Annotated in this window: 23 protein-coding genes; 12 read left to right on the forward strand and 11 right to left on the reverse strand. The window is 70.6% G+C overall.

Annotated elements, in window-relative coordinates; genetic code table 11:
• Positions 1 to 2: 2 nt before the first annotated feature.
• From cysD to ACIA8D_RS25820, 3 genes are read right to left on the reverse strand one after another with little or no spacing between them, the layout of a single operon-like run.
• Positions 3 to 941 (reverse strand): sulfate adenylyltransferase subunit CysD, encoded by a 939-nt coding sequence (cysD, locus tag ACIA8D_RS25810; RefSeq protein WP_399235764.1) that lies wholly within the window; start codon positions 939 to 941, stop codon positions 3 to 5.
• Positions 938 to 1528 (reverse strand): adenylyl-sulfate kinase, encoded by a 591-nt coding sequence (cysC, locus tag ACIA8D_RS25815; RefSeq protein WP_399235762.1) that lies wholly within the window; start codon positions 1526 to 1528, stop codon positions 938 to 940. Before cysC ends, cysD begins: the two co-directional genes overlap by 4 nt.
• A 47-nt stretch (positions 1529 to 1575) precedes the next feature.
• Positions 1576 to 2352 (reverse strand): alpha/beta fold hydrolase, encoded by a 777-nt coding sequence (locus tag ACIA8D_RS25820; protein WP_399235760.1) that lies wholly within the window; start codon positions 2350 to 2352, stop codon positions 1576 to 1578.
• 279 nt (positions 2353 to 2631) lie between these two features.
• Between ACIA8D_RS25820 and ACIA8D_RS25825 the strand changes: the two genes are divergently transcribed.
• Positions 2632 to 4242 (forward strand): AMP-binding protein, encoded by a 1611-nt coding sequence (locus ACIA8D_RS25825; RefSeq protein WP_399235758.1) that lies wholly within the window; start codon positions 2632 to 2634, stop codon positions 4240 to 4242.
• Between the two features lie 46 nt (positions 4243 to 4288).
• Here the strand turns inward: ACIA8D_RS25825 and ACIA8D_RS25830 are convergent, their stop codons facing one another.
• Both ACIA8D_RS25830 and ACIA8D_RS25835 read right to left on the reverse strand, forming a co-directional pair.
• Positions 4289 to 4804 carry a GNAT family N-acetyltransferase gene (locus ACIA8D_RS25830; protein WP_399235757.1) on the reverse strand — a complete coding sequence of 172 codons (516 nt, stop codon included), beginning with the start codon at positions 4802 to 4804 and terminating at the stop codon, positions 4289 to 4291.
• 41 nt (positions 4805 to 4845) lie between these two features.
• A complete protein-coding gene (locus tag ACIA8D_RS25835; RefSeq protein ID WP_399235755.1) occupies positions 4846 to 5559 on the reverse strand; it encodes a hypothetical protein in 714 nt (237 codons plus the stop codon).
• 257 nt (positions 5560 to 5816) lie between these two features.
• Here ACIA8D_RS25835 and gcl point away from each other — a divergent pair, with 257 nt between their 5' ends.
• Entirely contained in the window at positions 5817 to 7604 is a 1788-nt protein-coding gene (gene gcl / locus ACIA8D_RS25840; RefSeq protein ID WP_399235754.1) for a glyoxylate carboligase, read from the forward strand.
• Between the two features lie 2040 nt (positions 7605 to 9644).
• Here the strand turns inward: gcl and ACIA8D_RS25845 are convergent.
• The 3 genes from ACIA8D_RS25845 to ACIA8D_RS25855 all read right to left on the reverse strand — a co-directional run bounded on the left by ACIA8D_RS25845 (position 9645) and on the right by ACIA8D_RS25855 (position 13115).
• On the reverse strand, positions 9645 to 11108 hold the full coding sequence (locus ACIA8D_RS25845; protein WP_399235752.1) for a catalase: 1464 nt from the start codon (positions 11106 to 11108) through the stop codon (positions 9645 to 9647).
• A 209-nt stretch (positions 11109 to 11317) separates the two neighbouring features.
• Positions 11318 to 12214: a 2-hydroxy-3-oxopropionate reductase gene (locus tag ACIA8D_RS25850; protein WP_399235750.1), complete on the reverse strand. Its 897-nt coding sequence runs from the start codon at positions 12212 to 12214 to the stop codon at positions 11318 to 11320.
• Positions 12215 to 12278: 64 nt separating this feature from the next.
• A complete protein-coding gene (locus tag ACIA8D_RS25855) occupies positions 12279 to 13115 on the reverse strand; it encodes a TIM barrel protein (RefSeq protein WP_399235818.1) in 837 nt (278 codons plus the stop codon).
• Between the two features lie 271 nt (positions 13116 to 13386).
• On the opposite strand from ACIA8D_RS25855, the gene ACIA8D_RS25860 reads away from it, so the two are divergent.
• The 10 genes from ACIA8D_RS25860 (at position 13387) to ACIA8D_RS25905 (ending at position 22539) form a co-directional block, all read left to right on the forward strand.
• Positions 13387 to 13920 (forward strand): hypothetical protein, encoded by a 534-nt coding sequence (locus ACIA8D_RS25860; protein WP_399235748.1) that lies wholly within the window; start codon positions 13387 to 13389, stop codon positions 13918 to 13920.
• Between the two features lie 260 nt (positions 13921 to 14180).
• Positions 14181 to 15245, forward strand: a complete 1065-nt coding sequence (locus ACIA8D_RS25865) for a hypothetical protein (protein ID WP_399235746.1) — start codon at positions 14181 to 14183, stop codon at positions 15243 to 15245.
• Positions 15236 to 15502 carry a hypothetical protein gene (locus tag ACIA8D_RS25870; protein WP_399235745.1) on the forward strand — a complete coding sequence of 89 codons (267 nt, stop codon included), beginning with the start codon at positions 15236 to 15238 and terminating at the stop codon, positions 15500 to 15502. Before ACIA8D_RS25865 ends, ACIA8D_RS25870 begins: the two co-directional genes overlap by 10 nt.
• 50 nt (positions 15503 to 15552) lie before the next feature.
• The gene (locus ACIA8D_RS25875; RefSeq protein WP_399235817.1) at positions 15553 to 15864 is read left to right on the forward strand and encodes a helix-turn-helix domain-containing protein; all 312 of its coding nucleotides are present in this window, start codon (positions 15553 to 15555) and stop codon (positions 15862 to 15864) included.
• A gap of 160 nt (positions 15865 to 16024) precedes the next feature.
• A complete protein-coding gene (uraD, locus tag ACIA8D_RS25880) occupies positions 16025 to 16531 on the forward strand; it encodes a 2-oxo-4-hydroxy-4-carboxy-5-ureidoimidazoline decarboxylase (RefSeq protein WP_399235744.1) in 507 nt (168 codons plus the stop codon).
• Between the two features lie 20 nt (positions 16532 to 16551).
• Entirely contained in the window at positions 16552 to 16950 is a 399-nt protein-coding gene (gene uraH, locus ACIA8D_RS25885) for a hydroxyisourate hydrolase (RefSeq protein WP_399235743.1), read from the forward strand.
• Positions 16951 to 16955: 5 nt separating this feature from the next.
• Complete coding sequence (gene pucL, locus ACIA8D_RS25890) at positions 16956 to 17891, forward strand: factor-independent urate hydroxylase (RefSeq protein WP_399235742.1); 936 nt, start codon at positions 16956 to 16958, stop codon at positions 17889 to 17891.
• An 86-nt stretch (positions 17892 to 17977) separates the two neighbouring features.
• The gene (locus ACIA8D_RS25895; protein ID WP_399235740.1) at positions 17978 to 19387 is read left to right on the forward strand and encodes a nucleobase:cation symporter-2 family protein; all 1410 of its coding nucleotides are present in this window, start codon (positions 17978 to 17980) and stop codon (positions 19385 to 19387) included.
• Between the two features lie 43 nt (positions 19388 to 19430).
• Positions 19431 to 20816 carry an 8-oxoguanine deaminase gene (locus tag ACIA8D_RS25900; RefSeq protein ID WP_399235738.1) on the forward strand — a complete coding sequence of 462 codons (1386 nt, stop codon included), beginning with the start codon at positions 19431 to 19433 and terminating at the stop codon, positions 20814 to 20816.
• 259 nt (positions 20817 to 21075) lie between these two features.
• Positions 21076 to 22539 (forward strand): nucleobase:cation symporter-2 family protein, encoded by a 1464-nt coding sequence (locus tag ACIA8D_RS25905; protein ID WP_399235736.1) that lies wholly within the window; start codon positions 21076 to 21078, stop codon positions 22537 to 22539.
• Between the two features lie 49 nt (positions 22540 to 22588).
• Here ACIA8D_RS25905 and ACIA8D_RS25910 read toward each other — a convergent pair whose 3' ends face one another.
• The 3 genes from ACIA8D_RS25910 to ACIA8D_RS25920 form a co-directional block, all read right to left on the reverse strand.
• Positions 22589 to 23545: a hypothetical protein gene (locus ACIA8D_RS25910; protein WP_399235733.1), complete on the reverse strand. Its 957-nt coding sequence runs from the start codon at positions 23543 to 23545 to the stop codon at positions 22589 to 22591.
• A 183-nt stretch (positions 23546 to 23728) separates the two neighbouring features.
• The gene (locus ACIA8D_RS25915) at positions 23729 to 24223 is read right to left on the reverse strand and encodes a GNAT family N-acetyltransferase (protein ID WP_399235732.1); all 495 of its coding nucleotides are present in this window, start codon (positions 24221 to 24223) and stop codon (positions 23729 to 23731) included.
• Positions 24224 to 24248: 25 nt separating this feature from the next.
• Complete coding sequence (locus ACIA8D_RS25920) at positions 24249 to 24671, reverse strand: acyl-CoA thioesterase (RefSeq protein ID WP_399235731.1); 423 nt, start codon at positions 24669 to 24671, stop codon at positions 24249 to 24251.
• Positions 24672 to 24683 lie beyond the last annotated feature (12 nt).

A 24683-nucleotide genomic window follows, 5' to 3' on the forward strand; every position in this document is an offset into this window, starting at 1 on the left:
GGCTAGAAGTACCCCTCGCGTTTGCGGTCCTCCATGGCGGCCTCGGACAGTTTGTCGTCGGCCCGGGTCGCGCCGCGTTCAGTGACGCGGCTGGCCGCGACCTCGGCGACGATCTCCGCGTCGGTGGCCGCGTCGGAGTCGACGGCGCCGGTGCACGACATGTCGCCGACGGTGCGGTAGCGCACCATGCGCCACTGCGGCGTCTCGCCCGCTCGCGGGCCGCCCCAGGCACCGGCGGTCAGCCACATGCCGGCGCGGGCGAACACCTCGCGCTTGTGCGCGTAGTAGATCGAGGGGAGCTCGACGCGCTCCCGCTCGATGTACTGCCACACGTCGAGCTCCGTCCAGTTGGACAGCGGGAACACCCGCACGTGCTCGCCCGGTACGTGTCGCCCGTTGTAGAGCTGCCACAGCTCGGGGCGCTGGCGGCGCGGATCCCAGGCGCCGAACTCGTCGCGCAGCGAGAAGACCCGCTCCTTGGCCCGCGCCTTCTCCTCGTCACGGCGCCCGCCGCCGAGCACCGCGTCGAACCGGTGCGCCGTCACGGCGTCCAGCAGCGGAACCGTCTGCAAGGGATTGCGGGTGCCGTCCGGGCGCTCCCGCAGCCGCCCCTCGTCGAGGTACTCCTGCACCGAGGCGACGTGCAGCCGCAGCCCGGCGCGCGCCACCACCCGGTCCCGGTGGGCCAGCACCTCGGGGAAGTTGTGCCCGGTGTCGACGTGCAGCAGCACGAACGGCGGCGGCGCGGGACGGAACGCCTTCAGGGCCAGATGCAGCATCACCAGGGAGTCCTTGCCCCCGGAGAAGAGGATCACCGGCCGCTCGAACTCGCCCGCGACCTCACGGAGCACGTGGACGGACTCCGCCTCCAGGGCGTCCAGATGGGACAGGTCGAACCCGGTTCCGGCGGGCGGCGCCGGGCTCTGCCTCGCCGACGTCATGCCAGGCCCCTCTCGGTCAGGAATCCGTGCAGTCGCGCGGTGCACGCGGCCACCGTCCGGCCGGTGGTGGCCACCCGCAGCTCCGGGTCGCGCGGTTCCTCGTAGGGGTCGTCGATCCCGGTGAGACCCGTCAGCCGCCCCGCGGCCTGGAGCGCGTAGAGCCCCTTCACGTCCCGTTCGCCGCACACCTCGGCGGGCGTCGACACATGCACCTCGACGAAGTCGGTGTCGTACGCGGCGTGGTGGGCGCGGACGGCCGCCCGGGAGGCGGCGTAGGGGGCGATGACCGGAGCGAGGACCGTGACACCGTGGGCCGCCAGCTTCTGCGCCACGAACCCGACCCGTCGCACGTGTGTGTCCCGGTCCTCGCGCGAGAAGCCGAGCCCGGCGGAGAGGAACAGGCGGATCTCGTCACCGTCGAGTATCTCCACCGGTCGGCCGCGCGCCCGCAGCCGCTCGGCCAGGGCACGGGCCAGGGTGGTCTTGCCCGCGCTGGGCAGCCCGGTCAGCCACACGGTGGCTCCGCGACCGCGCGGCGCGGAGCGCGCTGCGGCCTGCGCCGGTTCCTGGGTGTGAACGGGTGTCACGGCGGTACCTCCTCGACTGAGTTGTCGTACGGGCGACGGGCGCCGCCTCAGGACGTGGCGAACTCGACGAGGGTCCGGCCGAGCACATCCATGTCGATCCGGTGCCAGGAACCGGGCAGTTCCAGGGACTGCCCGCCCGGCAGGGCCGCGGCCGTGGCACGCGCGGCGGCCCGTAGCCACTCGCTGGTGTGATCGCTGTTGAGGACCAGGGCCGGCAGCTGGCAGCCGGCCAGCCGCTCGACGGGGACCTCGCAGTCGCCGCAGATCTCCAGGTCGTACGCGAGGGTGTGCGCGTTGGCCTCGTTGATCGCCCAGATCGGGCCCTTGCGCCAGTCGGCGACCGTGTCGGGCGTCAGCCCCAGGAAGCTGCCGAGGTAGTACTCGACCGCCTCGTGGCGCCGCTCCTGTTCCATCAGTACGCGGATCGTCTTGGCCACGTTCCAGGGCGGCTTGGGGAAGCCCTCGACCCGGTAGAACGGCTCGTGCAGCGCCAGCCTGCTGACCGGGGCACCGGACAGCACGGCCTCCACCGCCAGGTTCGCGCCCGAACTGCCCGCGAACACCACGGCGGACCCGCCGGCCTCCTCGATGACCGCCTCCAGGTCCTCGATCTCGCGCGCCACGGCGTACTGCGGGGCGTCCCCGCTCTCGCCGCGCCCGCGCCGGTCGTAGACGTAGGTGGTGCAGTGCGCGGTCAGCTCCGGCACCAGCGCGTCGAAGATGGTGTGGTCCCGGAACGAGCCGTTGAGCAGCACGATCGGCGGGCCCTGGCCCGCCTTCTCGTAGGCGATCGTCGTGCCGTCCCTCGAAACGACCTTGCGCATCACGCACTCCTCACGGCCTCACCGAGGCGCTGTCACCTCGCGTACTCGCAATCGTCGAGTGGGGTGGTGGACCACCGCTCGAGGGCCGGTCGTGAGAAGGGGCAAAGGTGCGTGAGAAGCGGCGGACGTGACGGAGGGCGGTGTGCGGGCCGACATTCGGTGTGGCGGGTGTGCACCGAGGGGGCGACGGCCGGGCGACGCTCAAGGCATGCTGGTGCCGATGCAGCGAGCGGCCACCGCCGAGGAGGCGGCCGCCCCGTACTCCGAGGAGGACTTCCGGTGACCGCACTCTCCTACGCGCACGGGACCAGCGAGGTGCCGCTCCTCGGAGACACCATCGGGCGCAATCTGCGGCGGGCCGTCGAGGCCTGGCCCGAGCGCGAGGCACTCGTCGACATGGCCGACGGGCGCCGCTGGACGTACGCCGAGTTCGGCGCGGACGTCGAGGAGCTGGCGCGCGGGCTGCTCGCGCGCGGCATCGCCAAGGGCGACCGCGTGGGCATCTGGGCGGTCAACTGCGCCGAGTGGGTGCTCGTGCAGTACGCGACCGCGCGGATCGGCGCGATCCTGGTGAACATCAACCCGGCCTACCGGTCACACGAGTTGGCGTTCGTACTCCAGCAGTCGGGTGTCTCGCTTCTCGTCTCGTCGACGGAGCACAAGGGCACGGACTACCGCGAGCTGGTCCGGCAAGTGGACCCCGAGTGCCCCGAGTTGCGCGACCGGGTCTTCATCGGCACGGACAGCTGGGACGCCCTGGTGGCAGCCGCCGACGGCGCCACGGTGGACCAACTCGCGGCCCGGGAGGCCGAGTTGTCCTGCGACGACCCGGTCAACCTCCAGTACACCTCCGGCACGACCGGCTTCCCGAAGGGGGCCACGCTCTCCCACCACAACATCCTCAACAACGGTTACTGGGTGGGGGAGACGGTCGGCTACAGCGAGCAGGACCGGGTGTGTCTGCCGGTGCCCTTCTACCACTGCTTCGGCATGGTGATGGGAAACCTCGGCGCCACCTCGCACGGCGCCTGCATCGTCATCCCGGGCCCGTCCTTCGAACCGGCCACCACCCTGCGCGCCGTGCAGCAGGAGCGGTGCACGGCGCTGTACGGCGTACCCACCATGTTCATCGCCGAGTTGAACCTGCCGGACTTCGCGGCGTACGACCTGGGCAGTCTGCGCACGGGCATCATGGCGGGCTCGCCGTGCCCCGCCGAGGTGATGAAGCGGGTCGTCTCCGAGATGCACATGGCCGAGGTCTCGATCTGCTACGGCATGACCGAGACCTCGCCCGTCTCCCTTCAAACGCGCCGCGACGACGACCTGGAGCGCCGCACCGGCACGGTCGGCCGCGTGCTGCCGCACATCGAGGTCAAGGTGGTCGACCCGGTCACCGGCGTCACACTGCCGCGCGGCGAGTCCGGCGAGCTGTGCACGCGCGGGTACAGCGTGATGCTCGGCTACTGGGGCGAGCCGGAGAAGACCGCCGAGGTCATCGACGCCGGCCGGTGGATGCACACGGGCGACCTGGCCGTCCTGCGTGACGACGGGTACGCGCAGATCGTCGGGCGCATCAAGGACATGATCATCCGTGGCGGCGAGAACATCTCCCCGCGCGAGATCGAGGAGTTCCTCTACGGCCACCCGAAGATCGCGGACGTGCAGGTCGTGGGCGTGCCGCACGAGAAGTACGGCGAGGAGGTGCTCGCCTGCGTGATCCTGCGGGACCCGGCGGACACACTGACCCTCGACGAGGTACGCGCCTTCTGCCGTGACCGGCTCGCGCACTACAAAATCCCGAGCCGACTGCGCCTTCTCGAACGGTTCCCGATGACCGTCAGCGGGAAGGTCCGGAAGGTGGAACTCCGAGAGGGGTACGGGGAGTTGTAGAACGGGAAACCTGTAGACAGGACCTGTAACCGAAAGGCAGGGAGCGTTACAGCTCTCTTCGCATGCACACCCTGGGCCACCGGTCCAGGCCGTGCTCGGCCTCGGCCGCGCGGATCGCGCGCAGCCCCGGGGTGAGCTCGGCCCTGGAGAGCCGGCGAAAACCGAGGCGCTCGTAGTACGGGGCGTTCCACGGCACGTCGGCGAACGTGGTCAGGGTGAGAGCGGTCAGGCCCTGGCCGCGCGCGCAGTCGGCGGCGCACGCGATCAGGGTCTGGCCCACACCTCGGCGGGCGGCGCGGGGGTGCACGGTGACCTGCTCGATGTGGTAGGCGCCGTCGACGACCTCGGCGACGAGGTAGGCGGCGATGTTCTCGGCGTCCTCGGCGTCCTCGGCGGCGACCCAGGCGTGCCCCGCCCGCCGGTACCGCTCCAGTTCGGCGAGTGTGGGCGGTGCGTCGTCGGCGATCGCGTCCATGCCGAGCGTACGGAAGATCTCGCCCGCGGCCGACTCGATCGCCTGGAGGCGGGGGAGGTCGGCGGGCTCGGCGGTACGAATGATCATCCGGCAAGTATGCCGAGAGCGCCCGCCGCGCTCACGCGGATTCACGCCCCGGCGATCAGCTCGTCGGCCGGGCTGTTCACCGGCTGCGGCATCCCGGCCAGGTCGAGGACGAACAGCGGGACGCCGAGGGCGTCGGCGCGGCTGCCGGCCTCGTCCGCGTAACCGGCCAGCGAGAAGTAGGCGCAGGCCGCGGACTCCGTCATCGACTGGAGCCACAGGCACTCCACGTCGCGCAGCGTCGCGGGCCGCACCGACGGCTCGACCTGGGCGACGACCCCGCTCGCCGCGAGCGCGATGCCGGAGGGCGGACGCTGGTCGGCCCTGCGCACGTCGTCGTAGCCGAGCCAGCGCAGATACAGCGCCACGGCCGTCACGGCGTCGCGCGCGGTGCGGATGGCGACGGGTTGGAACGCGGGGCGGTCGGGCGGGAGCGAGGGGGTGCGTGGGGACGCGCCCGTGCGCGGCAGCGGGATGTGGGCGGGCGCGGGGGCCTGGTCGTCGTGGACCGGGACGCGCAGTACGGAACCGCAGGCGCAGCCCAGCTCGGGCCGGGGCCAGCGGTCGTGCCGGCCGCACATCGGGCAGCGCAGCGTCATCCAGTCGTCGTCCCAGGTGCGCTCGGAGACGGGGACGGGGCTGGCGCCGCGCACCATCGGGGGCGCGACGGGCGCTCCGCAGGCGCAGGGCAGGGCCTGCGGAGCGTACAGATGCTCGCGCCGGCAGGTGGGGCAGCGCAGGTGGGCGGGCTCGGCCATGGCAACTCCCCCTTGCTCCTGCCCGGAAACGGATCGACGTCAGTCTCATCATCCACCTTGACGGCCTCCAAAGCGCCCCTCTACATTGCTTCCATATAGCAGAACCTAGTTTCCACATCGTGAAAGTGCCCGAAAGGGCCGCTCGAACGAGCGGGGGGGACTGGGTGACGGAATTCAGAGCTCGCCGCGGGGCGCGACGGGAGCGCGAATCCGACAGCCGTAGCCGTACACAGTCACAGCAGGAGTCGGGAGCACTCATGGCTCGAATGACCGCCGCCCGCGCGGCCGTTGAGATCCTCAAGCGCGAAGGCGTCAGCAACGCGTTCGGCGTGCCCGGTGCCGCCATCAACCCCTTCTACAGGGAGCTCAAGGAGAGCGGTGGCATCGACCACACGCTCGCCCGGCACGTCGAGGGCGCCTCGCACATGGCCGAGGGCTACACCCGGGCCAACCCGGGCAACATCGGTGTCTGCATCGGCACTTCGGGTCCCGCCGGGACCGACATGATCACCGGCCTGTACTCCGCCACGGGCGACTCGATCCCGATCCTGTGCATCACGGGCCAGGCCCCGAGTCACCTCCTGCACAAGGAGGACTTCCAGGCCGTCGACATCGCCACGATCGCCAAGCCGGTCGCGAAGATGGCGGTGACCGTCCTGGAGGCCGCGCAGGTCCCGGGCGTCTTCCAGCAGGCCTTCCACCTGATGCGTTCGGGTCGTCCCGGTCCCGTCCTCATCGACCTCCCCATCGACGTCCAGCAGACGGAGATCGAGTTCGACCCGGAGACGTACGAGCCGCTGCCGGTCTACAAGCCGGCCGCGAGCCGCGCCCAGATCGAGAAGGCGATCAAGCTCCTCGTCGAGTCCGAGCGGCCGCTGATCATCGCGGGCGGCGGCATCATCAACGCGGACGCGAGCGAGCTGCTCGTCGAGTTCGCCGAGGTCACCAACACGCCTGTCGTTCCCACGCTGATGGGCTGGGGCACGATCCCCGACGACCACGAGCTGAACGCGGGCATGGTCGGGCAGCAGACCGGTCACCGGTACGGCAACGCCACGTTCCTGGAGTCGGACTTCGTCCTCGGCATCGGCAACCGGTGGGCCAACCGTCACACCGGTTACAAGCTCGACGTCTACCAGGGCGAGCGCAAGTTCGTGCACGTCGACATCGAGCCGACGCAGATCGGCAAGATCTTCGCGCCGGACTACGGGATCACCTCCGACGCCAAGTCGGCCCTGGAGCTCTTCGTCGAGGTCGCCAAGGAACTGAAGGCCGCGGGCAAGCTGCCGGACCGCTCCGCGTGGGTCGCCTCGCACCTGGAGCGAAAGGAGACCCTCCAGCGCCGTACGCACTTCGACGACATCCCCATGAAGCCGCAGCGCGTCTACGAGGAGATGAACAAGGCGTTCGGCAAGGACACCCGGTACGTCACGACGATCGGCCTCTCGCAGATCGCCGGCGCGCAGATGCTGCACGTCTACAAGCCGCGGCACTGGATCAACTGCGGCCAGGCGGGTCCGCTCGGCTGGACCATCCCGGCGGCGCTCGGCGTCTCCAAGGCCGACCCGGACACGCAGGTCGTCGCGCTCTCCGGCGACTACGACTTCCAGTTCATGATCGAGGAGCTGGCGGTCGGTGCGCAGCACCGCATCCCGTACGTCCACGTGCTGGTGAACAACGCGTACCTGGGCCTGATCCGCCAGGCCCAGATCGGCCTGGACATCAACTTCCAGGTCAACCTGGAGTTCGAGAACCAGAACAGCCCCGAGCTGGGCGTCTACGGCGTCGACCACGTCAAGGTCGCCGAGGGCCTCGGCTGCAAGGCGATCCGCGTGACGGACCCGAACGAGCTGGGTGCCGCCTTCGAACAGGCCAAGAAGATGGCCCAGGAGTTCCAGGTCCCGGTGGTCGTGGAGGCGATCCTGGAGCGCATCACGAACATCGCGATGAGCCCGACGGCCGACATCAGCGCGGTCAAGGAGTTCGAGGAGGTCGCGACGGAGCCGGGGCACGCGCCGACGGCCATCCGGCCGCTGAAGGTCTGACAACCGCTCCGCGCAGTACGAGGACGGGCCCCCGCTTCCACGGAACCGGGGGCCTTCCCGCGCTCCGGCCGTCCCGGGCCGGCGGCGGACAACCGCGACCGACGCACCCGCCCCTCGCGGCACGGTCCCGCCGGACCCCGCCCCCATGGGAAGTCGCCCTCCCGTGGACGTGCGCCGTGGTCGATGCCTACGGCCATCGCGACGCGTAACGGCCCTCGTCCGCCCCCGCCGTCGCCCCGCTCACCTCCCACCCACCCGCCCCCTCCGGGAGCTTCGGCCCCGCCGGTGTTGGGCGCCGTGGCCGACGCGCGCGGCCATCGTGACGCGGCACCACCCTCGGCGCGGCACCACCCTCGGCGCGGCACTGCTGGAGCCCACCGGCACCGTCGCCCGCCCATCTCCACCCGCCCCTCCGAGGGCTTCGGCCGCCCCGGGGCATGCGCCGTGGTCGGCGCTGAGGCCATCGCGACGCGTCAGGGCCCTTGTCCACCCCCGCCGTTGCCCGCCCACCTCCCACCGACCCGCCCCCTCCGGGGGCTTCGGCCCCCCCCCGAGGCAGGGTGGGTTGGTGTTCCGGGGGAAGTGCCTGTGGTCATCGTTCCGCGGCACAGCAGCCCCCGGGCCGCGCCCATGCCGCTCGTCGCCTCGGGCAGTTCGCGTGCCGTGGTCGGCGCGCGCGAGCATTTTGGCGCGGCACCGCCGGAGTCCGCCGCGCACCGGCGTCCGCTCACCTGCCCCCTCCGGGCTTCGGTCCGACCGGCGTGCGGCTTCTGTGCCGGCGTCGGCGCCTGAGCTGATGGCGCGCGGCACCGTGGACCGCCTTGCCCACCCTGCCGCCCCAGGCGGCAGATTGCCCAAGGCGGCCGGGGCACGGCCCTGCCGTCGCCGCGAGGAGCCGTGGCCGGCCGCGGCACCCCGTCGGGCCGACGCCCCTGGAGGGGGCGGGTGGCTGGGAGATGGGCGGGAGCGACGGCGCACAGGCGAGGCGTAGAAGCGTGACGTAGAGGCGCCTGGTGCGGGCGTCGTGTGGAGGCGCGCCGACGCGGCGCCCGTGCAGGTACGGCGTGCAGACGCGGTACGGGGGTGAGGCGTCGGGCGCGGCGTGGAGACGAGGCGCGGGGCGAGGCGACAGACGCGGCGCGCCGACGAGACGCAGACGCGGGGCACAGACACGAGGCCCAGGTGCGAGGCATGGGCATCGGACACGGGTCCGAGGTCCGTGCGCTGCACACGGGTACGAGACCTGTGCACGGAGCCCGGGGCCCAGGTCCAGGCGCGGGAGCCAAGTACGAGGCCTGGGTGCAGGGCCCGTACGTCGCCCTGGCGCGCCGGGCAGCGTTGAGCCAGGCCAATCAAGCCCCTGCGGCGATTGAGCAGCGGGGTCCGGGGCGGAGCCCCGAGGCGTAGGACGGTCGACTGCAATGGCCGGACACCGCCGCGCCATGGACGTGGAAAGCCGCCGACCGGCATCGGCCCCCGTCCCGGTAGCAGAAGACCCCCCGAGGCCTGGGACGGCCGACCGTCACAACCGGGAACCGAAGCGCCACGGACGCGGAAGTCGCCGACCGGCACCGCCCCCGTCCCGGTACCCCTGCGGACGCAGAAGAGCGCCGAGTCCGGGACCGTCCGAACTCGGCGCTCTGGCCGGGAAGTTGTTGCCGTCCGACGGCGCGCGACTGGCGAAACATGCATGCGCGCCACCGGACGGAGACCGCATGGGCCGGAAGGCCCAAGGGACCCCAACGGTCAGACCCCGTCAGGGAATTGGCCGGGACCACGGCGGCTGTCGTACGACGGTTCCCCGCCCGCTCTTCCTCAGGTCGAAAGAGGAGCGGCGAACCTTCACCACCGCACTGGCTCGTACGCTGCACAAGCCGCCGCGGTCCCCGCACGGCGCCAGCCGCAACGACTGGCGCAGTCTCCCGCTACCGCCCGCCAGACCACCCCTCATCCGGGTCGTGGCAGACGGCGCGGGCCATTGCGTACGAGGGAAGACCTCCCGTCAACCCTCTTACGCGGTCTGGGTGTTGCCCGGCGGGATCAGTCCTCGCGCAGGGCGCGGACCGCCTCCTCCACGCGCTTGCCGTAGTCGGCGTCGGCGGCGTGGAAGTGGGCCAGGTTCTTCTCCACGATGTCGTCGCGCGAGACCTGGGAGAGGCCGCCCGCGATGTTCGCGACCAGGCGTCCCTTCTCGTCCTCGGACATCAGGCGGTACAGCTCGCCCGCCTGGAAGAAGTCGTCGTCCTTCGTGTGGGCCGGGGCCTCGTGCGTACCCGTGTGGCCGTTGACCGCGAGCGGCGCGGCCAGCGGGCGGCCGGTCTCGACCGGGCCGTCGAAGGAGTTCGGCTCGTAGTTCTTGCGGCTGCGGGCGTACGCGTTCGCCGCCATCAGGCCGTCGCGGCCGTAGTTGTCCGCGCCGCCCTCGACGCCCTTCGGCGCGTTGACCGCGAGCTGGGTGTGGTTGACGCCCAGGCGGTAGCGGTGCGCGTCCGCGTAGGCGAACAGGCGGCCCTGGAGCATCTTGTCGGGGGAGGGGCCGATGCCCGGAACGAAGTTGTTCGGGGAGAAGGCGGCCTGCTCGACCTCGGCGAAGACGTTCTCGGGGTTGCGGTCCAGGACCAGGCGGCCCACGCGCTGCAGCGGGTAGTCCTTGTGCGGCCACACCTTGGTGAGGTCGAACGGGTTGAAGCGGTAGTCCGCGGCCTCGGCGGCCGGCATCAGCTGGACGTACACGGTCCAGGACGGGTTCACGCCGCGCTCGATGGCCTGCAGCAGGTCCGTCTGGTGCGAGTTGGCGTCCTTGCCCGCGATCTCCGCGGCCTGGTCGGACGACAGGCTGCGCACGCCCTGGTTCGTCTTGAAGTGGTACTTCACGAAGAAGGCCTCGCCCGCCTCGTTCGTCCACTGGTAGGTGTGCGAACCGTAGCCGTTCATGTGGCGGTAGGACGCCGGGATGCCGCGGTCACCCATCAGCCAGGTGATCTGGTGCGTGGCCTCGGGGGCGTGCGCCCAGAAGTCCCAGACGTTCTCCGGCTCCTGCTTGCCCGTGAACGGGTCGCGCTTCTGGGAGTGGATGAAGTCGGGGAACTTCAGCGGGTCCTTGATGAAGAAGACCGGGGTGTTGTTGCCGACGAGGTCGTAATTGCCCTCTTCGGTGTAGAACTTGAGCGCGAAGCCGCGGGGGTCACGGACGGCGTCCGCCCCACCGAGGTTGTCGGCGACGGTCGAGAAGCGCAGGAAGACCTCGGTGCGCTTGCCGACCGAGTTCAGGAAGTCGGCGTACGTGTAGTCGGTGACGTCGTCCGTCACCTCGAAGTAGCCGTAGGCGCCGGAGCCACGGGCGTGCACCACGCGCTCCGGGATGCGCTCGCGGTTGAAGCGGGCGAGCTTCTCCAGGAGGTGCTGGTCCTGGAGGAGGATCGGGCCGCCGACGCCTGCGGTGGCGGAGTTCTGGTTGTCGGCGACAGGGGCGCCGGACTCGGTGGTGAGCACACGCTTCGGCATTCTTCGAGGCGACCTTCCGTGCAGTGGCTGCTGACGATGAGAGCGGTTTACGGGGGCGATGGTGTGGAGCGTAAGGACCCCTGAACAGCTACGTCAACAGTTTGTTGAAGTTATGGGTACGCGAATGAGGGTTCCGGGCCGCGGCGGCGCCTGGGCGCGACAGGACAGGTGTCAGCGCCGCCACGGCCCGGAAGTCTGGGGGTTGGTGCCTACTTGGGCTGGTCGCCCGAGAGGCGCTCGACCGAGCGCAGCAGCGCCGAGTGGTCGAGGCCGCCGTCGCCCTGGGTGCGCAGCGACGCGACCAGCTGGGCGACCGTGGCGCCGACGGGCAGCGCGGCACCGACGTTGCGGGCGGCGTCGGTGACGATGCCCATGTCCTTGTGGTGCAGGTCGATGCGGAAGCCCGGCTTGAAGTCCCGGTTCAGGAAGTTGTCCTTCTTGCGGGTCAGCACGGTGGAGCCGGCGAGACCGCCGTTGAGGACGTCCAGGGCCGCCTTCAGGTCGACGCCGGACTTCTCCAGGAAGACCACGGCCTCGGCGCACGCCTGGATGTTCACGGCGACGATCAGCTGGTTGGCGGCCTTCACGGTCTGGCCCGAGCCGTGCGGACCGCACAGCACGATGGTCTTGCCGAGCGCGTCGAGCAGCGGCTTGGCCTCGTCGAACTCGGCCTGCTCACCGCCGACCATGATGGACAGGACGGCCTCGATCGCACCGGCCTCGCCACCGGAGACGGGGGCGTCCAGGACGCGGATGCCCTTGTCCTTGGCGGCCTTCGCGAGGTCGACCGAGGTCTGCGGGGTGATCGAGGACATGTCGACGAGCAGGGCGCCCGACTTCGCGTTCTCCAGGATGCCGTCCGGGCCGTAGGCGATGGCCTCGACCTGCGGGGAGGCCGGAACCATCGTCACGACGACGTCGGCGTCCTTGACGGCCTCGGCGATCGACTTGGCGGCGGTGCCGCCGGCGGCCGTGAGGCGGTCCAGCTTGTCCTGCTCCAAGGTGAAGCCCGTGACGTCGTAACCGGCCTTGATCAGGTTCTCCGACATGGGGGAGCCCATGATGCCGAGACCGATCCACGCGACCTTGGGGAGGTTGTTGCTCATGAGGGTGACTCCAAATGCCTTGATAAGTCGATGAGTTGGCGCCTGGCGAAGGGGCGCCGCGTGCTCAGGCCGCGCGGTGCTCGCGCGGCAGCCAGTCGAAGGCCTCGGCGCTCGGGGCGTCGCCCGGCTTGTACTCCAGGCCCACGTAGCCCTCGTAGCCGGCCTTCTTCAGCTGGTCGAGCAGGTCTTCCAGCGGCAGCGAACCGGTGCCCGGCGCGCCACGGCCCGGGTTGTCGGCGATCTGCACGTGCGCCGTCCTGTCGGTGTAGGCGCTGATGATCGCCTGGAGGTCCTCGCCGTTCATGGACAGGTGGTACAGGTCCATCAGGAACTTGGCGTTGCCGAGGCCGGTCGCCGCGTTCACCTTGTCCACGATCTCGATCGCCTTGGGGGCGCTCACGATCGGGCACTTCGGCGACTCCGGCGCGTTCAGCGCCTCGATCAGCAGCACGGCGCCGACGCGGTCGGCCGCGCGGGCGGCGAGCACCAGGTTCTCCAGGGCGAGCTCGTCCTGCTCCTGCTCGGAGACGCCCTCCACGCGGTTGCCGTACAGCGCGTTGAGCGCCGTGCAGCCGAGGGACTGGGCGAAGTCGGCCGCGACGTCGATGTTCGCGCGGAACTTCTCGCTCTCCTCGCCGGGGATCGACAGGGCGCCCCGGTCCGGGCCCGGCAGCCGGCCCGCGTAGAAATTCAGGCCGGTGAGCTGGACGCCCGCGTCGTTGATCGCGGCGCGCAGGGCGTCGAGCTCGGACTGCTCGGGGGTGGGGGCGTCGACCCAGGGCCACCACAGCTCGACCGCGGTGAAGCCCGCCGCGGCCGCGGCCGCGGGGCGCTCCAGGAGCGGGAGCTCGGTGAAGAGGATCGACAGGTTGACGTTGAAGCGCTGGTCTGTGAAGCCCATCAGGGTCGGCGCTCCCTTCAGGTTCGTCATGGTCGAGCTTCCGTATTGCGGAAGTTCGTTTCTACTTGATGGAAGATTGCCTGTAAGGGCTCGTGGCTGTCAAGAGGGGTCGTCGAAATTCGCCCTGCCCGCGCCCTGGTCGGGGTCTTGAGGAACCGGCTCGTGACACGTGTTTGGCCCTGGAGTTCTGGGAAGGTGAAGGCCCGTTGCCGGTCACGGGAGTTGGGGGAGATGGGCCAGCGCCGATTTCGCGCCGCACGAGCGGTGCAGCGTGGACCTGGTCGCCGATGCCGTGGGGCGGCTCGGCGCGCTCGGCTGGCTCACCGAGCACAACGACTCGGACGCCGACCCGCCCCTGGTCAGTCCCACCGCCGCCGGGCTCGCCGAGGTCGCCGTCTGGGACGAGGCGTACGCCGACCGGGAGGCCAGGCGGCGCTACGCCAAGGCCGCCCTGTTCGCGTACTGTGACCGGGCCGGGCAGCACCGCGGCGGCGAGGAGTCCCACCCCGAGAACTTCCTGTGGGTGAGCGAGGCCTTCTACTGCGGCCGTCAACTCCCCCTGGAAGACCTGGAGTTCGCGAGAAATCACCTGGAACTGCCCGCGCCCGTCCACGTCGGCCCGGCGGAACGGGGCGAGGGCGACGTCGCCGACCGGCACGCCGCCGCTGCTCGACAACGTGCACACCGACGCCGGCCGCGACTTCCTCGAACTCCTCCTGGAACAGCGCGCGTTGCAGGAGCGCGGCGCCCGCGACCCCCTCGTCGTGCTCGCCACCGAGCTGCGCGGCGACGCCGACGACGATGACGACACCCCCGAGGAGGAGCAGGAGACCGCCCCGTACCCGCACGCCACCCGGCAGCCCCTGCACGAGGTCGGCGCGCGCACCCGCTGGAGCCGCGACGGCACGGAGCCGTCCCAGGGCGTGCTGCTCCTGCCGCTGCCACCGCTCGACACGGAACACCTGGAGCGCATGCTCCGCAGCGACGAGCGGGGTCACGTTCGACCCGTACATCGCGACGGCGCTGCACGATCTGACCCGCGGGCACCCCATGGGGGCCCGCCGGATGTGCGACGCCGTCGTGCACAAGGCGCGCGGCGAGGAATGGGTCGCGGCCGAGGAACTGCTCGACCTGGACCATCCGGGCGGGGCCGGGGAGTCGGTCATCCGGAGGCTGCTCGACACCCTCGTCGGCAGCGAGAACCACGACGAGCTGTGCCTGCTCTCGCTGGCCTGGGACCGGGAGGCGGCCGAACAGCTGGCCGAGCGGTGGGTGCCGCGGACCATCGACGACCTGGCCGCGGCCGACGGCGTCGCCGCCCAGCTGGAACGGGAGCGCTGGTCGCGCGGTCCCGGCAGCCGCCCGTTCATCACGGACCGCTTTCTGCGCGCCCTGCTCGTGCACCAGATGCGCAGCGGACGCGGCGCGGGCGGCGTGGGCTGGGGCGACGCGCACGGGCTGCTCGCGCAGCACCACAGGCGCCGGGCCGAGGGCCGCTCCGGGCGGGCCGGGCGCGACGAGTGGGCCCGCTTCCTGTGGCACCGGCTGGCGGGCGGGGAGACCCAGGAGGTCGTCGACCGGCTGCACGCGGAGTTCGGGCGCCCCGAGGGCGACGCCCTGGAGTGGCTGCGGGCGCTGCGGACGGTGGCGCACGCGCCGCCCGCCCGGCGACCTCTGGTTCGAGCACTGCCAGGAGGCCGGCAAGGGTCGCAGGGACCGGCCGCAGGTGCGGGCGGACCCGGAGGCGAGCCTGGAGAAGCAGCCGGTCTTCCGGCTGCTGCACGCCCTCTGGTACGCCGCCGACGAGCTCGCCGAGGCGGACCGGCTGCCGGCCGCGCGGATCGGGCAGGACCTGTCGTTCCTGTCCGCCCAGCACCTGACGGGGCGCGCGGTCCTCGCCCAGGCGGCGGTCCGCCGGCCGCGCGCCGTACGGGACGGCGAGGACCGGCCGCTGGAGCGCAGCTGGGGAGGCGTGGCATGAGGGGCCGCCGGACGGACCGCAGGAACTGGCCCTGGCTGCCGCGACGGCTGCGGTTCCGGGTCTTCGGGCAGCACGTGCCCCGCACCCTGATCCCCACGGTGGCTCCCGGTAACCGCCCCATGCGGGTTAGGTTGAACGCGTGCGATTGAGAGTGGAGTTCACGACGGAGCCCTTCGACCTGGAGGAGGCGCCCGAGCACGCGCTCGCGGCGCGCCGGGTCATCGAGGCGGCCGATCTCGACGAGGTCGACGTGGGGCCGTTCGGCAATACGGCGGAGGGCGGTGCGGACGCGGTGCTCACCGCGGTCGACGCGCTGCTGCGGCGCAGCCTCGACAGCGGGGCGACGCGGATCTCGTTGCAGGTCAACGTGGTGGGGGACCCCCAGGGGAAGGGTGACGACACGTGAACGACACCGGGGACGCCTTCATCACGGCGGTGAAGCCACTGGTCGACGCGATGGGCGGGGAGCTGATGCCGCCGGACGGCGCGGGCCCCGACGACGTCGTGCTCGCGTGGCAGGGGGCCGATGTCGTGGCCGTGCGCCTGCCCCAGCTGGCGGATTCGCTCGACCACATCCTGGCGGCCATGGAGCGCACCAAGGGAATGCCGCTGTCCGCGCTCGAACGCCGGCAGAAGCAGGAGGTCGTCCGGCTCCTGGAGGCGCGCGGAGCGTTCTCCGTACGTCACGGTGTGGAGACAGTGGCCGGCGCCCTCGGCGTTTCCCGCTTCACCGTCTACAACTATCTCAACCGGGACAAGACTCCCTGACCTGGGACGATGCCGAGCCAGCCGCGTGCCTCCACACCGCCGTCCGATATCCGGACGGCGGTTTTTTGTAACTCCGAGTTTTCAACAAAGTGTTGACGTGATGTTTCCGGGGGCGTTAGCTATCTGCAGCCCGTCCAGCACAAGGCCACGGAGGCACCCCGTGACTTCAGGTTCGACGCCGGGTCTCACCCGGTTCAACGCCTCGGACGAGAGCGCGGCCCAGGCCGAGCTCCACGAGGTGTGTGCTTCATCGGCGTGGGGGAGCAAGATCCTCGCCCAGCGCCCCTTCGCCTCAGCAGAGACTCTCTTCACCGCCAGTGACGCCGCGATGGCGGAACTGACCGCGGACGACCTCGCCGAGGCGATGGCGGGGCACCCGCCGATCGGCCGCCCGAAGCCGGGTGACCCGACGTCCTCGCGTGAGCAGCGCGGCATGGCGGGGGCGTCCGAGGAGCTCAAGAAGGAGATGCTCGAGCTCAACCTGGCGTACCAGGACAGGTTCGGTCACGTCTTCCTCATCTGCGCCACCGGCGCCACCGGGGAGCAGATGCTCGATGCGCTCAGGACCCGGCTCGGCCACACCGCCGAGCAGGAGCGGGAGATCGTCCGCACCGAACTGGGCAAGATCAACCGCATTCGCCTGACCCGCATCGTAGAAGCACCGTAAGAACAGGAAGCGAACGCCTGATGAGCACCGAGACCACGGCATCGGTGTCCACGCACATTCTGGACACCAGCATCGGACGCCCCGCCGAGGGCGTCGCCATCTCCCTTGCGGCGCGCGCCGGTTCGGGCGCCGCGTGGCAGGCGCTCGGCGGCAGTGCCACCGACGCGGACGGGCGCTGCAAGGACCTGCCGGCGCTGCCGGAGGGCACCACCCACGTACGCCTCGACTTCGAGACCGAGGTGTACTTCGACAAGAAGCAAGCCGATGCGCAGCAGGACGCCCCCGCGAATCGGGACAGCGACACGACCGGAGCGTTCTTCCCGGAGGTGGCGATCACGTTCGCCGTCAAGCCGGGCGAGCACTACCACGTGCCGCTGCTGCTCAACCCGTTCGGCTACTCCGTTTACCGAGGGAGCTAGCAGACATGCCCACGATCCTGGGACACAACCAGTACGGCAAGGCCGAGAACCGAGTCGTAAAGATCACGCGGGACGGCGACACCCACCACATCAAGGACGTCAACGTCTCGGTCGCCCTCAGCGGTGACCTCGACGAGGTCCACCTCACCGGTTCGAACGCCAACTGCCTGCCGACGGACACCACCAAGAACACCTGCTTCGCCTTCGCCAAGGAATTCGGCATCGAGTCGGTGGAGCAGTACGGGATCGAGCTGGCCCGGCACTTCGTCGACAGCCAGCCGTCCATCCACCGGGCGCGCATCCGCCTCGAGGAGTACTCCTGGGAGCGCATCGCCGGCTCCGACGCGGGCTCCAAGTTCATCGGCGCCGACGAGGTCCAGCACTCCTTCGTCCGCAAGGGCCAGGAGACGCGCCTCGTCCAGGTCACCTACGACGGCGAGAAGTTCGAAGTCCTGTCCGGGCTCAAGGACCTGACCGTGCTGAACACCACGAACTCCGAGTTCTGGGGCTTCATCAAGGACAAGTACACGACGCTCAAGGAGGACTACGACCGCATCCTCGCGACGTCGCTGTCGACGTGGTGGCGGCACAGCTGGACGGGCGTCGACAACGAGCGCACGCCCAACTGGAACAAGTCCTACGAGCAGTCCAAGAAGCACCTCCTGCAGGCCTTCGCGGAGACGTACTCGCTGTCGCTGCAGCAGACCCTCTTCCAGATGGGTTCGCGCGTCATCAACAACCGCAACGAGATCGACGAGATCCGCATGTCCGCGCCGAACAAGCACCACTTCCGGCAGGACCTCTCGGCCTTCGGTCTGGAGAACGAGGCGAAGGACGGCGCCGTGTACTGGGCCGCAGACCGCCCCTACGGCCTGATCGAGGCCACCATTCTGAGGGACGGCGCCGACCAGCGCATCCCGGTCGACATGACCAACCTCTGACGCCATAGGCGTAGTTGACGCGGCAGCGCGCCCCCGTCCACCCGCAGTCGGCGGGGGCGCGCAGCACCCGGAGGGAACATAAAGCAATGGCAGTGCCAGCAAAGGGGCCGGCTGAAGCCGAGGGCCCGTGTTCCACCCCATCGGAGAGCAGCACCGCTACGCAGGTGCATCCGGTGGACGAAAAGCTCCAGCCGTCGCGGCTCGCGCCCGCGGCACTCCAGCACATCGCCGCCATGTACGCAGGCGTTGTCACCCCGCCGCTCATCATCGGCCAGGCCGTCCACCTCGACACTGCGGGCCAGACCCGGCTCATCGCCGCGTCGCTGCTCATCGCGGGTGTGGCCACCCTGCTCCAGACGCTCGGCGTCAAGGGCTTCGTCGGCAACCGGCTGCCCTTCGTCAATGCCGCGTCCTCCGCGGGCATCGCACCGATGCTCGCCATCGCCGAGACGAACGCCAAAGGCGACCAACTCCCCGCGATCTACGGGGCGGTCATGGTCGCGGGCGTCTTCTGTCTCGCGATCGGGCCGTTCTTCGGACGGCTCCTCAGATTCTTCCCGCCGCTCGTCACCGGCGTCGTCATCACCCTCATCGGTGTGACCCTGATGCCCGTGCCCGTCGGCTGGGCCCAGGGCGGCGACAAGACCGCCGCCGACTACGGCGACATGCGCTACCTCGCCCTCGCCGCCTTCACGCTCGTCGTCATCCTGCTGATCCAGCGCTTCGGCAAGGGCTTCGTCAAGCAGGTCGCCCTGCTCTTCGGCATGTTGATCGGCACGCTCGCCGCGATCCCGTTCGGCATGGCGGACTTCAGCTCCCTCAAGTCCGCGCCCGTCGCCGCACTCCCGACGCCGTTCGCCTTCGGCGCCCCGGAGTTCCAGCCTGCCGCGATCATCTCGCTCTGCCTCGTCATGCTCGTCCTGATGACCGAGTCGAGCGCCGGCATGCTGGCCATCGGCGAGATCTGCGAGCGCGAGTGCGACGGGAAGACCATCACCCGGGGCCTGCGCACCGACGGCATCGCCACCTTCCTCGGACCGATCTTCGGCGGCCTGCCGACCTCGGCGTTCGCCCAGAACGTCGGCGTCGTCTCCCTCACCAAGGTGCGCAGCCGCTACGTCGTCGCCGTCGCGGGCGGCACCCTGCTGATCCTCGGCATCTTCCCGATGCTCGGCGCGGTCGTCTCCCTGGTCCCCATGCCGGTCCTGGGCGGCGCGGGCATCGTGCTGTTCGGCTCGATCGCCGTCAGCGGCATCCGTACGCTCTCCGAAGCGGGCCTCGACGACAGCTCCAACATCATCCTCGTGGCCGTCTCGCTCGGCGCGGGCATCATCCCGCTCGCCGCGCCGAGCTTCTACGCCGACTTCCCGGCCTGGGCACAGACCGTGCTCGGATCCGGAATCAGCGCGGGCGCGCTCGTCGCCGTCTCGCTCAACCTGTTCTTCCACCATCTCGGCACCCGTGGCGCACCTGCCGCGGCACTCAAATCTTCCTAGGGTCCTGCCGTGCCCACACGTCACACCGACTGAAGGAAGCACCATGGCTCCTGCCACGGCAAACCGCATCGTCATCGAGAACGTCGCCATCGCGACGGTCGACGCGCACGACACCGAGTACGCCTCGGGCCACATCGTCGTCGCGGACAACCGGATCGAGTCCATCGGCGCGGGCAGCGCGCCCGAGGGCCTCGAAAACGTGGTCCGCCGCATCGACGGCACCGGTCACCTGGCCACACCCGGCCTCGTCAACACGCACCACCACTTCTACCAGTGGATCACCCGTGGCCTGGCGACGGACCACAACCTGTTCAACTGGCTGGTGGCGCTGTACCCGACGTGGGCGCGCATCGACGAGCAGATGACGTACGCGGCGGCGCAGGGCTCCCTCGCGATGATGGCCCGCGGCGGTGTCACCACCGCCATGGACCACCACTACGTGTTCCCGCGGGGCTCGGGCGACCTCTCCGGATCGATCATCCGGGCGGCCGCCGAGACCGGCGTGCGCTTCACCCTGGCGCGCGGCTCGATGGACCGCAGCGAGAAGGACGGCGGACTGCCGCCGGACTTCGCCGTCGAGACCCTCGACGGCGCGCTCGCCGCGACCGAGGAGACCGTAAGGAAGCACCACGACGACTCCTTCGACGCGATGACGCAGGTGGCCGTGGCCCCCTGCTCGCCGTTCTCGGTGTCCACCGAACTCCTCAAGCAGGGCGCCGAGTTGGCGCGCCGCCTCGGGGTTCGGCTGCACACCCACGGCAGCGAGACCGTCGAGGAGGAGAAGTTCTGCCACGAGCTGTTCGGCATGGGCCCGACCGACTACTTCGAGTCGACGGGCTGGCTCGGCGAGGACGTGTGGATGGCGCACAGCGTCCACATGAACGACTCCGACATCGCCGCGTTCGGCCGTACGAAGACGGGGGTGGCGCACTGCCCGTCCTCCAACGCCCGCCTCGCGGCGGGTATCGCCCGCGTGCCCGACATGCTCGCGGCCGGTGTCCCGGTCGGCCTCGGCGTCGACGGCACCGCCTCCAACGAGTCCGGCGAACTCCACACCGAGCTGCGCAACGCCCTCCTCATCAACCGCCTCGGCGCACACCGCGAGGCGGCCCTGAACGCCCGTCAGGCGCTGCGCCTCGGGACGTACGGAGGAGCCCAAGTCCTCGGCCGGGCCACCCAGATCGGGTCGCTCGAAGCCGGCAAGCTGGCCGACCTGGTGCTGTGGAAGATGGACACCCTCGCCCACGCATCGATCGCCGATCCGGTGACCGCGCTCGTCTTCGGCGCGGCCGCACCGGTCACCCTCTCCCTCGTGAACGGCAAGCCGGTGGTCGAGGACAGCCGCCTGCTCAACGTCGACGAGGACGCCATCGCCCGCTCCACGCGGGCGGAGGCGCAGCGACTCGCGCGGATCACCGCCGAGAGCTGATGTCTTGAGACTCCGGTCAGGGGGGACGGCCCCTGGCCGGGGACTCGATCGAGCTGCCGAGCGGGCTGCTCGACCGAGTGCCGCCCCGGAACGTGGCCCAAAGCCTCACGTTCTCGGGGCGGCCAGTAATACCTGGGCGCACAACAACTGAATACGGCGGTACGAGCACCACCAGCACGACCTTGCACCTTGCACCACCTCCCAGAAGCGAAAAGCGCCGGCGGCCTGCCGGGGCTGGAAAACAACCGGAGGAGCCGCAGTGGCGACGAAGCCCAGGTTCACCAAGCAAGGCACGACCCCCGACGAGCCCGAGGACGTGGGCGCGGGGCATACCAAACATCCGGTAGACGAGAAGTTGCCACCGCTGAAGATGGCGACGACGGGTCTGCAGCATGTGGCGGCGATGTACGCGGGCGTGGTCGCGCCCCCGCTCATCGTCGGCGCGGCGATCGGGCTCAGCCCGAAGGATCTGACGTTCCTGACGGGCGCCTGCCTGTTCACGGCCGGTCTCGCGACCTTCCTCCAGACGCTCGGCATCTGGAAGATCGGCGCGCGCCTGCCGTTCGTGAACGGTGTGACCTTCGCGGGCGTCGCCCCGATGCTCGCCGTCGTCGGCTCGACGAAGGACAAGGACGACGCGCTGCCGATCATCTTCGGCGCCGTGATCGTCGCGGGTGTGCTCGGCTTCATAGCCGCACCCTTCTTCTCGAAACTGGTGCGGTTCTTCCCACCGGTGGTCACCGGCACGGTCATCACCCTCATCGGTGTCTCCCTGATGCCGGTCGCCTTCGGCTGGGCCCAGGGCCCCGACGCCAAAGCGCCCGACTACGGGTCGATGAAGAACCTGGCGCTCGCCGGCATCACACTCGTGATCGTGCTGGTCGTCCGCCGCTTCACGACGGGCTTCGTCAAGCAGATCGCGGTGCTGCTCGGCCTGGTGATCGGCACGGTGGTCGCGATCCCGTTCGGCGCCACGGACTTCTCACCTGTCGGCCAGGCGGACATCGTCGGGTTCCCGACCCCGTTCCACTTCGGTGCCCCGCAGTTCGCGGGCGCGGCCATCGTCTCGCTGTGCGTCGTCATGGTCGTCTCGATGACCGAGTCGACCGCCGACATGCTCGCCCTCGGTGAGATCGTCGACCGCCCGGCCGACGAGAAGACCATCGCGGCCGGCCTGCGCGCCGACACCCTCGGCACCGCGATCAGCCCGCTGTTCAACGGCTTCATGTGCAGCGCGTTCGCCCAGAACATCGGCCTCGTCGCCATGACGAAGATCCGCAGCCGGTTCGTGGTCGCGGCCGGTGGCGGCTTCCTCGTCCTGATGGGCCTGTGCCCGATGGCGGCCTCGCTGATCGCGGTCGTGCCGCGCCCGGTGCTCGGCGGTGCGGGCGTCGTGCTCTTCGGCTCGGTCGCGGCCAGCGGTATCCAGACCCTGGTCAAGGCCAACCTGGACAAGGACAACAATGTCCTCATCGTGGCCGTCTCGCTCGCCGTGGGCCTGATCCCGATCGCGGTGCCGGAGTTCTACCACGCGTTCCCGGAGAACGCGAAGATCATCCTGGACTCGGGCATCTCGACGGGCTGTGTCGCGGCGGTCGTGCTCAACCTGCTGTTCAACCACATCGGCAAGGGGCGCGACGCCGACGACGTCACGCATCCGATGGAGGGTGGCAGCGACATCGCGGGACCACGCACCGAGGCGACGACGGCGGGGGCGCACTGAGCGACGCGGCGGGGGTGACGCGGTCGGCGGCGCCACCCCCGCCCGCGTCTCAGCCGCCGCACACGGGCGCGGACTTCAGGTACCCGCCCAGATTCTCGTCGTCCGTGCCGAGCAGCGCCCGGCCGCCCGCCCCCGGCAGACACTCGACCGCCTCGATCTTGCGGCCGTCGAACCTGTCGGGGGCGCCGTGCCGTTCGGCGATCCGCAGCGTCGCCCCGGTGCCCGACGTGTTCAGCGACACCCGGCCTGCCTCGCTCACCGCCGAGGCGAACGGCCCGTCGTCCCCGGCGTCCGAGGCCGAACCGACCATGATCCGGCCGGACTTGGTCAGCGAGATGTCGGAGACGTGCCGCACCTCCCCCTTCGGGTAGGCCGCGCGGAACTCCGCCTTGCTGACGTTCCCGAACTCCGCCTCCCCGTACTCGTTCACGGCGAACGGCGCCGCGAACACCGTCGCCGGGCGGTCCTTGCCCGCGCCCCGGTCGGCCCACACCGCGACCGTCCGCCCGTGCGCCGACGTGCCGAGCGCGAAGCCCTCGAAGTCCGCGCCCTCGGGGATCGCGGGCAGCGGCGCCAGGTCGAGCACCCGTGCGGTGTCGCCGTCGACGTGCAGCCGGTACACGAGACCCCTGCTGGCCAGCGCCATGAACTCGCCGTCCGAGCCCGGCACCGCCTCGATCGCCTCCAGGTCCTTGGGGGCCATGCCCTCCCACGCGAGCGGGGTGACCTTGGTGTCCTTCGGCGCGGAGGGGTGGAAGGCGACGCGGCTGATCCGGCGCTCGCCGGGCATCTTGTTGTCGTGCACGACGAGGGCCTGGACCGCGCCGTCGGCCGTCGTCTTCCCGGTGAGCGCGAGGCCGCTGACCCCGGACCTGGCGTCGTCGCCGACCTGCTGCCAGCCGGTGGCGGGCGGCTCGGGCCGCGCCGGGGCGCCCGCGCGGGCGGGGGCGGCGAGGGCCAGCGTGACAAGGGCGGCGGAGAGCAGGGACTTGTGGCGCAACTGCATGGGCGGGGCCTCTCGCGTGGGGGCGTTCGGGTGGTGCCGTGCACGGGGTTGACGCGCGTAGAAAGGCGGCTCGAACGGGACCGTAGCGATCTTCGCGGGAGGTGGCAAGGGGGAGCGGGGCGCCGCTAGGGCTTGTCGTTTGGATCAGGCCCCGCGAGCCCGGCCTGATCCAAACGACAAGCCCTAGGACCCACAAGCGCCGGGAGCCGTGAGGGACTTGGCGTAGAAGCGGCTGTCGTCGTAGTCGCGGAACGGGCCGAACGGCGGCGTCGGGCCGTAGCCGTCGGCCTCGTACAGGCCGATCGCCTCCGGCAGGTGGACGCCCGTCTCCAGGACCATGCGCGTACGGCCCGCGTCCCGCGCGCTGTCCTCAAGCGCGGTCAGGATCCGCCGCGCCAGGCCCCGGCCGCGCGCCCGCTCCACGACGAACATCCGCTTCAGCTCGGCGTCACCGTCCGCGTAGCCCGCGTCGTCGCGCTCCTGCGCCCGCCAGCCGCCGCAGGCGACCGGGACCCCGGCGTCGTACGCGACGAGGAACAGGCCACGCGGCGGGTCGAAGTGCCCGGGGTGCAGATCGGTGAAGTCGTCGTAGCCGAAGCGCTTGCGGTACTCGGCCTGCACCTGGTCGCTGAGCGCAACCGCGTCGGGGTGTCCGTAGGAACGGCTGTGGAGGTTCATGACGGGGGAGCGGCGGGCGCGCCGGTCAGAGGCCGAGGACGGCCGGGGCGGCGGCCAGTTCCTTGAAGATCTCCCCAGGGTCGCGCACCAGCTTGCGCTCGGTGAGGTCCATGACGCCGCTCACGGCGGTCACTTCGGCCGCCACCGAGCCGTCGGCCCTGCGGAGCGTCTGGTGGACGCGGAACACCTTGCCGTCTCCGAACTCGAAGGCGCAGCTCACGTCGACGACATCGCCGGCGCGCAGCTCCCGCAGATAGCGGATGTTCGTCTCCAGGACGACGGGGCCCACCCCACGGCCCAGCAGGGCGTTCTCGTCGAGACCGGCGTGGCGCAGGAACGACCAGCGCGCGTGCTCCGCGTACTGCAAGTAGACGGCCTGGTTGAGGTGCCCGTTGACATCGATCTCGTACCCGCGGACCTCGACCGGTACGGAAAACTGCTCTGCCACGACGTTCCTCTC

It is taken from the genome of Streptomyces sp. NPDC051684 (genome assembly GCF_044453445.1).
Classification (GTDB): Bacteria; Actinomycetota; Actinomycetes; order Streptomycetales; family Streptomycetaceae; genus Streptomyces.